A 13,186-nucleotide genomic window follows, 5' to 3' on the forward strand; every position below is an offset into this window, starting at 1 on the left:
TCGTTTACTGGCCACTAATCGGCGCCCTGTTAGGGTTGATAATTAAAGGAAGTGGAAATACCGGGTTATTTATTTGCATTTGTATCACCACCATTGTAGGAATCATCTTCGAGCGTAAGCGAGGGAAGATCACTAAGCAAGACCAAGACCACGAGGTATAAACAACGCAAGATCAACACGGGGTAAGCGACCATCGCGTCCTGCCCCGAGTTTAAACCAATACAGAGAGCAAAAATAAACAATACCAGCTTATGTATTATAAAAAACTAAGATGATTGAGTAAACGTTCTGGACTTATGATTCCGGCAGCTACGCTCAGGGCAAACTAAGCAGCTTCAACGACGACAGCGGTTCCACTCAGTATGGATACAATGGCTGGGGAATGCTTGGTCAACCCTCGTATCTTGTCCCTATTTTTCATTCTAAACAAAGCGCCTGACAGGCTTTATTTTTGCTCGCTTTGCTGAAATTTAATGAATGTTCTTTAAATACAATATCTGCTCTGTATTCGCAGTTTTATTGTTATTGCATTGCCGTGAAAAAATTTACCGATTTTATTATGTAAACCAATTGTCACAGATCTGAAAAACTGATTTACTAATTCCGCATTTGAAAATCACTACATGGAGTTATTTGTGCCTGCACGATTCACTGCCCACACCTCTTCTATTTTACTGTTCACCTTAGCTCTTGGCCTTACAGCTCCCGTGCAGGCGGCTGATTTTATGCAGGAGTACAAGGCTTACAAAGCTGCCATTGAAAAAGATGATACAAAAGCGGCACTGTCCCATGCCAGAAATGCTTATCAGCTTGGCGCAACAAAATATGGAAAAAATAGCCTTAATTATGCCAATTTGGGTATTAACCTTGCGGATGCGCTGATTAGCGCCAGACAAGCAAAAGGAACTCGCAACGCAAAAAAACATAAAGAAGCACATGCTTTATATCTGAGTGCTTTGAGCATTTATGAACAAGAGTATGGTGCCAAAGCGGCCGAATTGATGTCACCTTTGCTCAGCGCTGCGGACAGTACCAAAGACGACAAAAAAGCGAATGAGCTGAGTCTGCGAGCGCTGAAAATCGCTGAGGCCAGCAATGACCCACTGATGTTGGCGCAAACTCAAATTCAGGCTTTTGTGCGGTTAGTGAACACCAAATTTTATACAACTAAAATGATTTCTCACTTAAGAGATGCCTATGAATATTATGTCAAGCATTCACCAGCAGACTCTATTGAACGATTAGAAGCGACCTTTTTGATGGCTAACCTGCATGCAGGAAATAAACACGAAGACGAAGCGGAAGAATTATTCTTTGAAGTGATTAAACAGTTTAAAAGCTTAAACTACTCTCATCCTTACGCTTTAGGCTCACACGCCCGGCTGGTTTCTTTGTATCAAGAGATGGGTGAAGCAGATAAAGCGACTGAACATTGTGTTGTTATAGGACAAATGCGTCCCTGGAGCGACAGCCAGGAGCAGATACCTTTGTATCGTTCTGAACCCCATTATCCAACCTTGTCCGGCACAAGAGGAGTGGAAGGTTATGCCATCATTGATTTTGCGGTGAATGAGCAAGGCATGGTCGTTGACACAAAAGTGGTGTCCTCCAAAGGAGGTAAGAGCTTTGAAACTGCAACCCTAAACGCCGTAAAAAACTGGCGGTACGCGCCAAAATTTGAAAATGGCAAGCCAGTGACCACACGCACAAAGGTACATATGAATTTCGAGATGTAATTCTGGCTTCAGTCAACACAACAGCGGCTTTGTATTCCAAGGCCGCTGTCGTTTTTTAATGGTTCGGCAAGCTGTTCAGGTTCCGACTAAAAAATTCGGGTTTTTCAGGTTTTCTCTGTGATAAGCCGGATTCGCTATGCCCTGATACTCCACCACAGCACCAGCTACTTTCGCAATAACATGGCCTGCGCCAGTATCCCACAACATGGTAGGGCCAAACCGAGGGTATAAATGTGCGCTGCCTTCGGCCACTAAACAGAACTTCAGTGAACTGCCTACCGCTATCAGTTCATGGTGCGGGAAACGGCTTAAGTAATCTTCAATATCAGCGCTGTAATGACTGCGGCTGCCCACTACTTTCACCACTTCACCTGAAGCTGGCGTTAAAGCAACACGAATAGTTTCAGTTAAGCCATGCTGTTGCCGGGTCGCCCCTAAACCTTCAGCTGCGGCATAGGTTTTATCCAGCACCGGGGCATGAATAACGCCAAGCACAGGTTCGCCTTGTTGAATAAGAGCTATGTTGACGGTAAATTCGCCGTTGCGTTTAATAAATTCTTTGGTGCCATCTAAGGGGTCAACCAGCCAGTATTCAGTCCACTGCTGGCGTTCTGACCAGGGAATATCAGCTGCTTCTTCGGACAACACTGGCACATGGGGCGTTAACTTATTCAGTTCGGCCAGAATCAAATGATGGGCGGCTAGATCTGCTTCGGTTAAAGGCGATTCATCGTCTTTTTGTTCAACCACAAAATCACGTTGGTACACAGTTAAAATGGCTTCGCCCGCAGCTATGGCAATGCCTTGTATTTGATCCAATAAGTCCTGCGTCAGTTGCAGCATTAGCTCAGCACTCCTTTTTCAGTCAATAAGGCAATCAACTGTTCGACACTTTGCTCCAGACTTTGCTCTGCTGTGTCTATGGTCAGATCCGGGTGTTCCGGTGCTTCATAAGGATCGGAAATCCCGGTGAAGTGACTGATTTCACCACGTCTGGCTTTTTGATACAAACCTTTCACGTCACGTTGCTCACACACATCTAACGAAGTGGCGATATAAATCTCTAAAAATTTAGTATCAGGTAAGCTGTTTTTAATGGCCTGACGCTGAGCACGGTAAGGAGAAATAAAGGCGCTGAGCACCACCAGGCCGGCGTCCAGCATTAAACCTGCCACTGCACCTACCCGGCGGATATTTTCGGTCCGATCCGCTTCGCTGAAGCCTAAATCAGCACATAAACCATGACGCACATTATCGCCGTCCAGCAAATAGCTGTGCACCTTACGTTTTACCAGTTCTTGCTCTAAGGCATTAGCCACTGTGGATTTTCCTGCGCCGCTTAAGCCGGTAAACCACAATACAACGCCTTGATGACCGTTTTGTTGCTCACGATCTGCACGGCTGATTTGATAGTTTTGCCAAACCACCTGACTCATAAAAATTCCTTACAGCGACTGAAATGGGAAAAATAATGGAATTAACGCCAGCACAGCTATTGAATACGCCAATGCCATAGGTAAACCCACTTTAATATACTGACTGAGTTTGTAGTTACCTACAGTAAACACCAGCAAGTTGGTCTGATAACCCCAGGGCGAGATAAAGCTGGCGCTGGCACCAAACAATACCGCCATAATCAGCGGCATAGGGTCTATGCCAAAGGCTTTCGCCAGACTGATAGCCAAAGGGCAGGCCAAAGCAGCGGCCGCATTATTCGACATCAGTTCGGTTAATATCAAGGTGAAAAAATACAAAGCCGCTAAAGCCCAGAATAAATGATAACCGCTGAACACCTGGAGCAAACCTTGCCCCAACAGTTCTGATACACCGGTATTTTCCATGGCTTGCGACAAGACCAAAGCCCCACCTACTATCAGTACTATATCCAAAGGAAAACGTCGCCGGATTTCCTGCATACTGATAATGCCTGTCGCCATTAAGCCGATCAAAAGCAGCACTAAGCCTTTGAGTAAGGGCAATTCACCTGTCATCGACAAGCCGACTACTGCAACAAAAGCGGACAACACGCCCCAGCTGCGGCGCAAAGATAAACGGGTAGCGGAATCAACACCGTTGACCAATAAAAATTCTTTACTGAGTTTACTGTTCTGATGAAACGTCTTGCCCGGCACCAGCAATAAGGTATCGCCGGTTTGCAACACTATAGAGCCTAAGCCACCTTGCAGTCGCTCCTGACCACGTTTGACAGCAACTACTACAGCATCAAACTCTTCCCGGAACTTCGCGTCTTTTAATGACACACCGTTGAGGCTGGATGAATGGCTGATAATGGCCTCAACCAAAGCCTGGCCATTCATACTGTGGTGACCATACAAGGTCAGGCCCTGGATTTCCTGCAATAAAGCTACGGATTCCATATCACCGGCAAAGAGCAATACATCACCAGAACGCAACACTTCATCAGGACGCACAGGTGCAATGTTCTGCTCTCCCCGCACTATTTCAGCTAAAAACAACTTCCGTAAATGCCGCAGGCCAGCTTCACCCACGGTTTTACCAATCAGCACTGAATCTTCACTTAAACGCGCTTCAAGGAAATACGGCAGGTCGGCTTCTTCCACAGCTTTTTCGGTCACAGGCAAGCGATCGGCAATCAGCCACATCATCAACATGCCAGACAGCACTACACCAGCCCCTACAGCTGTGGTGGTGAAAAACTGTAACAACGGCAATTCAGCTTTGTCTAAAAAGCTGTTCACTACTAAGTTGGTAGAAGTTCCGATCAGGGTAAGAGTGCCACCAAAAGTGGCGGCAAAGGCCATAGGCAACATCAGTTTACTGGGGGCAAACTTTTGGCTGCGTTTAATAGCACCTATTAAACTCGCTACTACGGCCGTATTGGCAGTAAAAGACGATAACACTGCAGTCGAAATCCACAAGCGGCCAAGCACAGTGCGTAAGCCGCCATTGTTTAATTGCTGCCCGACCCAACTGATTAAGCGGGTTTTCTCCAGCGCTATAGACACCAGCAGTAACAACACCAGTGTTAACAATGAGGAGTCGGTAAAACTGGCGGCGAACTGCTGCACATTCAACAAATCTGTCAGGTAGGTCAGAACGGCCACTGCGCCAAAAACCCAGGCAGCAGAGAGCCGGGTCAGCGTCAGCAGGGCAATAAGCCCTGCTAAAATAGCGAATACGCCGTACTGCTCCAGACTCATACTTAGCCTTTATTCAACTGGCTTAAATCCAGTGCCTGCCAGTGTGGAAAATGTTTCCGTACTAACGCATTCAGTTCCAGCTCAAATTCTGAGAACTCTGCTTTGCTGCTGACGCTGGCTAAAGCGCTGTCAACCATACCTGCACCAACCGTAATATTGCTGATACGGTCGATAAAGATAAAGCCGCCTGTGTCGCGGTTTTGCGCATAAGGGTCAAACACCACAGCTTCGGTCAGTTCCAGCTCAACCAGCGCTATGCTGTTGAGCTCTAACTTGTCGGCCTGATGCTCTGCCAGGGTATTCACATCAATGCTGTGCGCTATGGCAGTAACTTTACCGCTGACTTTTTTTGTCGCCAGTTTAATGTTGTAACTTTTGCCAATCAGCAGCGGCTCTTCATGCATCCAGACGACTTTGGCCAGAATACGGTTCGACACTGCAGCATGATGAGTGGCTGGCACTATCACATCACCACGGCTGATATCTATTTCATCCTTCAGCGTTAGCGTCACCGCCTGACCTGCAATGGCTTCCTGCCATTCACCATCAAAAGTCACAATAGACTTAATAGTCGAGCCTTTGCCTGAAGGTAAAGCCACTATGGCATCACCCACTTTAAAGTTGCCGCTGGCGATAGTACCGGCAAAACCACGGAAGTTCAGGTTAGGCCGGCTGACATACTGCACAGGTAAACGGGCTTCGGCTTGCCAGTTAAAGCCTGTGACAGGGGCTTTTTCCAGCAGGCTTAATAAAGTACCGTCTTTGTACCAGGGCGTTTGGGTTGAGCTATGCACCACATTGTCGCCATTTAACGCCGACAGCGGTACAAACTGAATAGAAGGCACATTCAGCTGAGCGGCAAACTGCAGGTAATCCTGCTTAATCTGCTCAAAACGCTGCTCGTCAAAACCCATTAAGTCCATTTTATTGATAGCGACGACAAACTGCTTTATGCCCAGCAAAGAACAAATAAAACTATGGCGGCGAGTCTGGGTTTGTACACCATAACGGGCGTCGACCAGAATAATAGCCAGGTCACAGTTCGACGCGCCTGTTGCCATATTGCGGGTGTACTGCTCATGGCCCGGCGTGTCAGCAATAATAAACTTACGTTTATCGGTGGAGAAATAGCGGTAAGCCACATCTATGGTAATGCCCTGCTCGCGCTCCGCCTGTAAACCATCGACCAACAAAGCTAAATCTATGGTTTCCCCTGTGGTGCCATGGGTTTTGCTGTCTTTGTGCAAAGCGGCCAGCTGATCTTCATAGATCTGCTGACTGTCATGCAATAAACGACCGATCAGCGTACTTTTACCGTCGTCGACTGAGCCGCAGGTTAAAAACTTCAGCAGCGATTTGTGCTGTTGCTGCTCTAAGTACTGCTCAATACCGATTTCTGCTAATTCATTGGCGACCGACATCAGAAATACCCCTCACGTTTTTTCTTTTCCATAGAACCACTGGAATCGTGGTCAATCACCCGGCCTTGTCGCTCGCTCGAGGTCGACAACAGCATCTCTTCAATAATACCTGTCAGGCTGTCGGCAGAAGACTCGATAGCGCCGGTCAGCGGGTAACAACCTAAAGTACGGAAACGCACCAGCTTTTGCTCTGGTACTTCACCTGGTTCCAGTGGCATACGTTCGTCGTCCACCATAATCAGGGTACCGTTGCGCTCGACCACAGGACGCACAGCAGCAAAATACAGCGGCACTATGTCAATTTGTTCCTGATAGATGTATTGCCAGATATCCAGCTCAGTCCAGTTCGACAGCGGGAATACACGGATACTTTCGCCTTTATTCACCTGACCGTTGTAGGTATGCCACAGTTCAGGGCGCTGATTTTTTGGGTCCCATCTGTGGTGTTGGTCACGGAAGGAATAAACCCGCTCTTTGGCACGGGATTTTTCTTCATCACGACGTGCACCACCAAAAGCGGCATCAAAACCGTAGTGATCCAAGGCTTGTTTTAAACCCTGAGTTTTCATCACGTCAGTGTGTTTCGAGCTGCCGTAGGTGAATGGATTCATATCCATAGCTATGCCTTCCGGATTGATATGCACCAGCAAATCAAAGCCGTATTGTTTCGCCACTTTGTCACGGAATTCGATCATCTCGCGGAATTTCCAGCGGGTATCCACATGCAACAGCGGGAATGGAATTTTGCCCGGATAAAAAGCTTTGCGTGCTAAATGCAGCAACACAGAAGAATCTTTACCTATGGAATACAACATCACCGGATTATCAAATTCGGCCGCTACTTCGCGGAAGATCTGGATACTTTCAGCTTCCAGTTGTTGTAAATGTGTCAGAGGTTTGACTGGCTGGCCCATAGGGTCTGCTCCCATTAAGTCCGTAAAAAAAGTATTTAAATTCTGTTCGTTAAAGGCTGCTGAACCTGCTGGCCAGGCGTATCGCCAAACCAGTTTAATTTTTGCTGCAAGGCCACTACTTCACCAATAATCAGCAAAGCGGGTGATTGCACCTTATGCTCTGCGACTAAATTGGCCAGTTGGTTGAGTTGCCCGGTAAAAACCCGCTGTTCTGGTCTGGTGCCGTTTTCAATCACAGCCACAGGAATATCGGCAGAGCGGCCAGCGGCTAATAGCTGCTGCTGAATGTGCTCTACTTTCATCAGGCCCATATAAATCACCAGCGTCTGGTTTGGGCGGCTTAAACTTTGCCAGTCCGGCTCCACACCGTCTTTACGGCAATGCCCTGTGACAAACTGCACAGCCTGCGCATAATCCCTATGAGTTAAAGCTATACCTGCATAAGCGGCGCAACCTGCGGCAGCGGTAATACCTGGCACCACCTGAAACGGAATGCCATGAGGTAACAAGACTTCAATTTCTTCAGCACCACGGCCAAAAATAAAAGGGTCGCCGCCTTTGAGTCTGCATACTTTTTTACCTGATAAAGCTAAAGAAACCAACAAGTTATTTGTTTCTTCCTGCGCTACCGAATGAGCACCGGCTTTTTTCCCTACACAGACCAGCTCAGCATCACGGCGCACCAGCTGCATAATAGGGTCTGAAACTAAATAGTCGTACACCACCACATCAGCTTGCTGCATCAGTTGCAAAGCTTTTAAGGTCAGAAGCTCTGGATCACCAGGGCCAGAACCGACTAAATACACTTCACCCTGAGTAGGAATTTCCCGCTCTAATAAATCTTCTAAGTGCTGCTGCGCCAGATCCAATCTGTTGGCCTGCACTTCACGCACTATCGAAGAGTCAAATACCCGCTCCCAAAACTGACGACGCCCGGCAAAACCTGAAATCTTTTGTTTTACTTTATCGCGAAAGGCCCCCACTAACTGCGCCAATGGACCTAAATGAGCGGGTAACAGAGCTTCAAGTTTTTCACGTAAACGCCGTGCCAGCACAGGTGCAGTACCGGCACTGGAAATGGCAATCAGAATAGGGCTACGGTCGATAATGGCAGGGAAAATAAAACTGCAGTTCGGTTGGTCATCCACAGTATTGACCAGAATATTGCGCGCATCAGCAGCCTCAAACACCGACTGATTGACTGCATCATCGTCAGTAGCGGCTATCACCAGCACATGGCCAGCTATATGTTCAGGTGCAAAACGGCTTTCAATTAAAGTGGCTTTGCCTTGTTGCTGCCATTCTTTAAATTCATCGGCAAAGTAAGTGGCTACTACTGTTAAACGAGCACCAGCTTTCAGTAAAGTACCGGCCTTACGTAATGCCACATGACCAGCGCCCACCAGCAACACCGGGCGATTTTTCAATTGGGCAAAAATAGGCAAATACTGCACTTGAGGCTCCTGCTGCACTGGCAGCACTTTAATCCAACTATGCTCTGATTTGGTTAGAGTGGATACCTCAATCAAAGCTTTTTAAACTGAGCCTTCATATTAGACGTCTAAACGTCTTTTTTACAATAATGGATATCGATCTCTTATAACTAAAAGGAATAGAGGGTAGAGCTTAAGCTCTGACCCTCAGTTTTGAAGAATGGAATAGTTTGAAGATCAGACTTTTTGGCTTTGGCACACAGCTGCTGTAAAGATCACATCAGTGGAACTATTTAATGCGGTTTCTGCACTGTCCTGAATGACGCCAATAATAAAACCAGCAGCGACCACTTGCATCGCCACTTCGTTTGGAATCCCGAATAAGCTGCACGCCAAAGGGATCAATAATAAGGAGCCACCGGCCACACCAGAAGCACCACAAGCAGAAACCGCAGCCAGCAAACTTAATAAAATGGCGCTGGCAAAATCCACTTCTATTCCCAGGGTATGCACTGTAGCCAGCGTCAGTACTGTGATGGTAATAGCGGCACCAGCCATATTAATAGTGGCGCCCAACGGAATAGACACACCATAGATCTCTTCGTTGAGTTTCAGCTTTTCACACAGCTGTAAATTGACCGGAATATTGGCGGCTGAGCTGCGGGTGAAAAAGGCTGTCACGCCACTTTCGCGTAAACAGGTAAATACCAGTGGATAAGGGTTAGACCCTGTTTTGGCAAACACCAGCAAGGGATTGACCACAAAAGCGATAATAGCCATGGCACCTAACAGCACAGCTATTAACTGACCGTAGCTGGCTAAAGCCGAAAAACCCGTAGTGGCTATGGTATCTGCCACTAAACCTAAAATACCAAAAGGCGCCAGACGGATAATAAAACGTACTAAAGACGACACGCCATGCGATAAATCAGAAAACACCAGTTTGGTACTTTTGCTGGCATGTTGCAAAGCTAAACCTAAACCCACAGCCCAGGCTAAAACGCCTATATAGTTGCCGCTAATTAAGGCGTTAATAGGGTTATCCACGACTTTCAGCAGCAAAGCCTTTAATACTTCGCTGATGCCTTCAGGCGCTGCAATTACTTCCGGCACTGCGGTCAGCACCAGGGTTGTTGGGAACATAAAACTCAGTAATACGGCAACCACAGCCGCTAAAAAAGTACCAAACAAGTACAACACCAACACAGGCTTAATACTGCCGCTTTCAGAGGCTTGTTTATTGGCAATAGCGGAGGCCACTAACACAAAGACTAATAAAGGCGCTATGGCTTTTAAAGCGTTAACAAATAAAGTGCCTAACAAAGATAAATTTTTTGCCAGCTCTGGCGACACTACAGCCACCAGCACACCTAATAAAATACCAATAACAATTTGTGGCACTAAACCCAGTTGCAAAAGTTTTTGCCATGGACGGGAAGCTTCGGATGTCATAAGAGTTCTCTGTTGCTGCTGTGGTGCGCGCCACAGTTATAAGAATAAGTGCCAGATTCTGCCTTGAATCCGCTTTGGGGGCAAGTCGGAGCTGTCACAGCTAAAGATCCAACCTTGTCCAGGATCGGGACTTTAAATCAAAACGAACAGATGTTAGTTTGTTAAAAAAGATCTTACGGATTCGAAAATATGGATTTCACCAGAATAGTCCTGCTGTTAGTTGCGATCACCAGCCAAAGCTGCGTTTTACATAACGCTGAACAACAGTTCCCGGCCAGCTTAGAGCCGCCAGTCACATCTATGGTGCTATTTCAGCAACCAGCCGACCTGCCTGAACTGGACCAGCTTTTTTATCTGAATGATAAACAACAACAGGATTTTCTGAATTATTTCCACAGCTCAGCACAAGCAACAAACCCGGCAGAACAACGACTTTACAATTACCTGCAAAATAAACTGATGTATTTTAGTTACGAAGGCGCCAATTATCCGGCTCAGGTTGCACTGGATCAGTTCAGAGGCAATTGCATGACGCTTGCCTTGCTGACCTCTGCGCTGGCAAAACTGGTGAATATAGAAGTGGGTTACAAAGTGATTTATCAGGAACCTCTGATTGACTACAAAGATAATATCTTCATCAGCTCGAATCATATTCGCACTTATTTATACAAAACAGCTGACGAGTCCAAACAAGGTAGTTTGATACTGCAAAGAGCTGCGCTGGTGATTGATTACTTCCCGGAGAATACAGATTTAGTTGGAAAAAATATCAGCCCTAACCGTTTTTACGCCATGCTTTATAACAATCTTGCCGCTGACGCCCTGCTGCTGGGAGATAGTGACAGCGCCTTTTTCTTAAGTCAGAAAGCGCTTAAACAGGACCCCACTTATACACCTGCGGTGAATATGATTGCGTTAATGTATCACCGGAAAAATGCTTTTACTGAGGCCATGCAATGGTTTGACTATGGCATGCAATTGCAGGACAACCAGGTCACTTTATTGACGAATTACCGCGATTTGGCTGCAAAAATGGACAACCAACAGTTGCTGGAAAAAATTAATCAGCAAATTATGAGTCACGACGATGACAATCCTTATGCCTGGCTGGCTTTAGCCATAGACGCAGAGCGTAACAAGCAGTTCAGCCATGCCAAGCTCTACTATAAAAAATTACTGGAGAAAGCACCTTATCTGCACAATGCCAATCTGGCGTTAGTTCGGCTCTATGTGCAGGAGCAAAACTTCAGAGCCGCACAAAAACTGGTAGAACAAGCGATCAACTATGCCTATGAACCTGAGCGCTTGCAGTTATACAACACCAAACTGGCTGCATTAAAGCAGCACAGGAAAACAATACAGCAAACCCATTAACAAGAGTATGTTACTCAGCATGACTGCTGATAATCTGCCGCAACACCCATTGTCTGTCTGGTGCATCGGCTGGAGGTTCAGGGATACTGATTTCGCTGACTTCTATCTGATAAACCTGCCCTGGCTGGTAGTCGAAGCCCAGAATATCGCCATACAGCAGTTGCCAGTCTTCGTTGGGGTTGTGACGAATTTGCAGACATTCAGTAGGCCCTACGGCCATGCACTGACGTTTTTCTGCAGCCACCCATAAGATCAGCCTGGCTTCAGTGTTTTCAGCTAAAACAGGGGGATAAAGGCCAGATTCATCAGGTTGTTTTGCGACAACAACAGATCCTGTGGATGTTGGAGCTTCAGCAGGTTTTGAGGATTCAGAGCAGCCCACTAAAGTAAAAAACATCAGCATAACCAGCATCAGGTTTAACATAACTATTGTCCCTAATTTATTGTTCACTTCAGTGTATCTAACAAAAATGGACAGAAACTGAACAGCATATCCTTATGGCTGGCCTGTTCAGTTCTTGATGTGATTGGCTTATCCGGCAGTGGCGGCCAGTTGTTGATCCGTCAGCTGATATTTTTTCTGCAGTCTTTGAATACAGGCCTGAGTATTGAGCTGAAATACCCGATCAGTACCATAAGTATAAGGGGCCAATGTCGCCTCCATCGGAATAACACAGCCTGTGGCCATAAAATCTGTTAAAGCTGCAGGTAAAAACTGGATCTTCAAGCCCAGTTCCGGCCTTTCGGCATAAACACCTGGCGTACCTAAATCCAGCTTTTTAATGTTGGCCCAACTTACCTGGGCGGCAAAAGCCTCGGCCTGATGCTCACGGGCAATCACAGCACTGCGTAGAACCACATAATCCAGCGCTGTTAAATATTTAATACTGACATTGCCACTAAACCTGACAGAAAAAGACCCGTCAGCATATTGTTTTTCGCTGTAGCCACCATAAAGACCATAAGGTTCATAGGGTGTAGGCGTTGATTTGCAGCCACTTAACAACAAGCAAATCAAACCAGCAGATAAAAATTGATTCAGGGGGGACATGAAAACACCATTTTGTATCTTTATAGAGTCAGAACCAAAAGGTGGCAGCAAGCTGTGCTGCAGCCACCAAAGCATCGGGTTGTTATTTTTTAATCCGTCGGATCCAGTCGTGTTTCCCGCTGTTGGGTTCTGCGAGCAGCCGGTCAAAATGAGGTAAATAACCACAAACCGGAGGTTGATAGCCCGGAAGAGTTTCCTCAGGAAACAAGGGTTGCCAGATATATTTGTAAATCATTAGTTTCATCATTTCAGGGTGATATTCCTCTTATTCAACCCATGGCAACTCACCCGTTATGTAATGTTCCTGCCATGCTGTCAAAGCCGCAATCTGATTACCAAATTCAAAATCCTCTTGATCTGCTTCGGATAATCCCGTCATCTCCCACCAGAACTGCTCATCTTGCTGATAGGAATAACGAATTTCTTCTTTTAAATGGTTAGGATCAAAACGAAAAGTATTGTAGTTTCTATCAAAAATCCTCATCACTGAATCTGTAAGCACACCATAATAAGGTCCTTCTACCTGTTCTGATGAAATCAGGTGAATATCGTCAGCACCAAAGCAATAACCAAGAACCTTCATTAAGTTAGGGACAGGGGTAGTAGTTTCAAATTCCATATTA

The 13,186-nt window shown here is 46.3% G+C and carries 13 protein-coding genes; 2 read left to right on the forward strand and 11 right to left on the reverse strand.

Going from position 1 to position 13,186, the window contains the following annotated elements:
• Positions 1-635: 635 nt before the first annotated feature.
• Positions 636-1,736, forward strand: coding sequence for an energy transducer TonB (locus RHEIN_RS00210; RefSeq protein WP_008896942.1), 1,101 nt, complete (start codon positions 636-638; stop codon positions 1,734-1,736).
• Between the two features lie 75 nt (positions 1,737-1,811).
• Here the strand turns inward: RHEIN_RS00210 and cysQ are convergent, their stop codons facing one another.
• The 7 genes from cysQ to sstT form a co-directional block, all read right to left on the reverse strand.
• The gene (cysQ, locus tag RHEIN_RS00215) at positions 1,812-2,579 is read right to left on the reverse strand and encodes a 3'(2'),5'-bisphosphate nucleotidase CysQ (protein ID WP_008896943.1); all 768 of its coding nucleotides are present in this window, start codon (positions 2,577-2,579) and stop codon (positions 1,812-1,814) included.
• Complete coding sequence (gene cysC / locus RHEIN_RS00220) at positions 2,579-3,172, reverse strand: adenylyl-sulfate kinase (protein ID WP_008896944.1); 594 nt, start codon at positions 3,170-3,172, stop codon at positions 2,579-2,581. The genes cysQ and cysC overlap by 1 nt, the downstream gene beginning before the upstream one ends.
• A 9-nt stretch (positions 3,173-3,181) precedes the next feature.
• A complete protein-coding gene (locus RHEIN_RS00225) occupies positions 3,182-4,918 on the reverse strand; it encodes an SLC13 family permease (RefSeq protein WP_008896945.1) in 1,737 nt (578 codons plus the stop codon).
• Positions 4,919-4,920: 2 nt separating this feature from the next.
• Positions 4,921-6,339, reverse strand: a complete 1,419-nt coding sequence (gene cysN / locus RHEIN_RS00230) for a sulfate adenylyltransferase subunit CysN (protein ID WP_008896946.1) — start codon at positions 6,337-6,339, stop codon at positions 4,921-4,923.
• Positions 6,339-7,253 (reverse strand): sulfate adenylyltransferase subunit CysD, encoded by a 915-nt coding sequence (gene cysD / locus RHEIN_RS00235; RefSeq protein ID WP_008896947.1) that lies wholly within the window; start codon positions 7,251-7,253, stop codon positions 6,339-6,341. Before cysD ends, cysN begins: the two co-directional genes overlap by 1 nt.
• 35 nt (positions 7,254-7,288) lie before the next feature.
• Complete coding sequence (gene cysG / locus RHEIN_RS00240) at positions 7,289-8,707, reverse strand: siroheme synthase CysG (RefSeq protein WP_040554203.1); 1,419 nt, start codon at positions 8,705-8,707, stop codon at positions 7,289-7,291.
• 216 nt (positions 8,708-8,923) lie between these two features.
• Positions 8,924-10,138, reverse strand: coding sequence for a serine/threonine transporter SstT (sstT, locus tag RHEIN_RS00245; RefSeq protein WP_008896949.1), 1,215 nt, complete (start codon positions 10,136-10,138; stop codon positions 8,924-8,926).
• Positions 10,139-10,327: 189 nt separating this feature from the next.
• Here sstT and RHEIN_RS00250 point away from each other — a divergent pair, with 189 nt between their 5' ends.
• Complete coding sequence (locus RHEIN_RS00250; RefSeq protein WP_008896950.1) at positions 10,328-11,512, forward strand: hypothetical protein; 1,185 nt, start codon at positions 10,328-10,330, stop codon at positions 11,510-11,512.
• A 10-nt stretch (positions 11,513-11,522) separates the two neighbouring features.
• On the opposite strand, the gene RHEIN_RS20180 is transcribed toward RHEIN_RS00250, so the two are convergent.
• The 4 genes from RHEIN_RS20180 to RHEIN_RS00265 form a co-directional block, all read right to left on the reverse strand.
• A complete protein-coding gene (locus RHEIN_RS20180; protein WP_008896951.1) occupies positions 11,523-11,936 on the reverse strand; it encodes a DUF4377 domain-containing protein in 414 nt (137 codons plus the stop codon).
• Positions 11,937-12,044: 108 nt separating this feature from the next.
• Positions 12,045-12,563 (reverse strand): CC0125/CC1285 family lipoprotein, encoded by a 519-nt coding sequence (locus tag RHEIN_RS00260; protein WP_008896952.1) that lies wholly within the window; start codon positions 12,561-12,563, stop codon positions 12,045-12,047.
• Between the two features lie 82 nt (positions 12,564-12,645).
• Complete coding sequence (locus RHEIN_RS20995) at positions 12,646-12,810, reverse strand: hypothetical protein (RefSeq protein ID WP_158005457.1); 165 nt, start codon at positions 12,808-12,810, stop codon at positions 12,646-12,648.
• Between the two features lie 18 nt (positions 12,811-12,828).
• Positions 12,829-13,182 carry a hypothetical protein gene (locus RHEIN_RS00265; protein WP_008896953.1) on the reverse strand — a complete coding sequence of 118 codons (354 nt, stop codon included), beginning with the start codon at positions 13,180-13,182 and terminating at the stop codon, positions 12,829-12,831.
• Positions 13,183-13,186: the final 4 nt, after the last annotated feature.

Source organism: Rheinheimera sp. A13L (assembly GCF_000217935.1).
Classification (GTDB): Bacteria; Pseudomonadota; Gammaproteobacteria; order Enterobacterales; family Alteromonadaceae; genus Pararheinheimera.

Excerpts from the sequence above, each read along its gene's own strand:
- cysQ (WP_008896943.1), bottom strand. The coding sequence starts at position 2,579 with ATGCTGCAACTGACGCAGGACTTATTGGATCAAATACAAGGCATTGCC.
- cysC (WP_008896944.1), bottom strand. The coding sequence starts at position 3,172 with ATGAGTCAGGTGGTTTGGCAAAACTATCAAATCAGCCGTGCAGATCGT.
- RHEIN_RS00225 (WP_008896945.1), bottom strand. The coding sequence starts at position 4,918 with ATGAGTCTGGAGCAGTACGGCGTATTCGCTATTTTAGCAGGGCTTATT.
- cysN (WP_008896946.1), bottom strand. The coding sequence starts at position 6,339 with ATGTCGGTCGCCAATGAATTAGCAGAAATCGGTATTGAGCAGTACTTA.
- cysD (WP_008896947.1), bottom strand. The coding sequence starts at position 7,253 with ATGGGCCAGCCAGTCAAACCTCTGACACATTTACAACAACTGGAAGCT.
- sstT (WP_008896949.1), bottom strand. The coding sequence starts at position 10,138 with ATGACATCCGAAGCTTCCCGTCCATGGCAAAAACTTTTGCAACTGGGT.
- RHEIN_RS00250 (WP_008896950.1), top strand. The coding sequence starts at position 10,328 with ATGGATTTCACCAGAATAGTCCTGCTGTTAGTTGCGATCACCAGCCAA.
- RHEIN_RS20180 (WP_008896951.1), bottom strand. The coding sequence starts at position 11,936 with ATGTTAAACCTGATGCTGGTTATGCTGATGTTTTTTACTTTAGTGGGC.
- RHEIN_RS00260 (WP_008896952.1), bottom strand. The coding sequence starts at position 12,563 with ATGTCCCCCCTGAATCAATTTTTATCTGCTGGTTTGATTTGCTTGTTG.
- RHEIN_RS20995 (WP_158005457.1), bottom strand. The coding sequence starts at position 12,810 with ATGATGAAACTAATGATTTACAAATATATCTGGCAACCCTTGTTTCCT.
- RHEIN_RS00265 (WP_008896953.1), bottom strand. The coding sequence starts at position 13,182 with ATGGAATTTGAAACTACTACCCCTGTCCCTAACTTAATGAAGGTTCTT.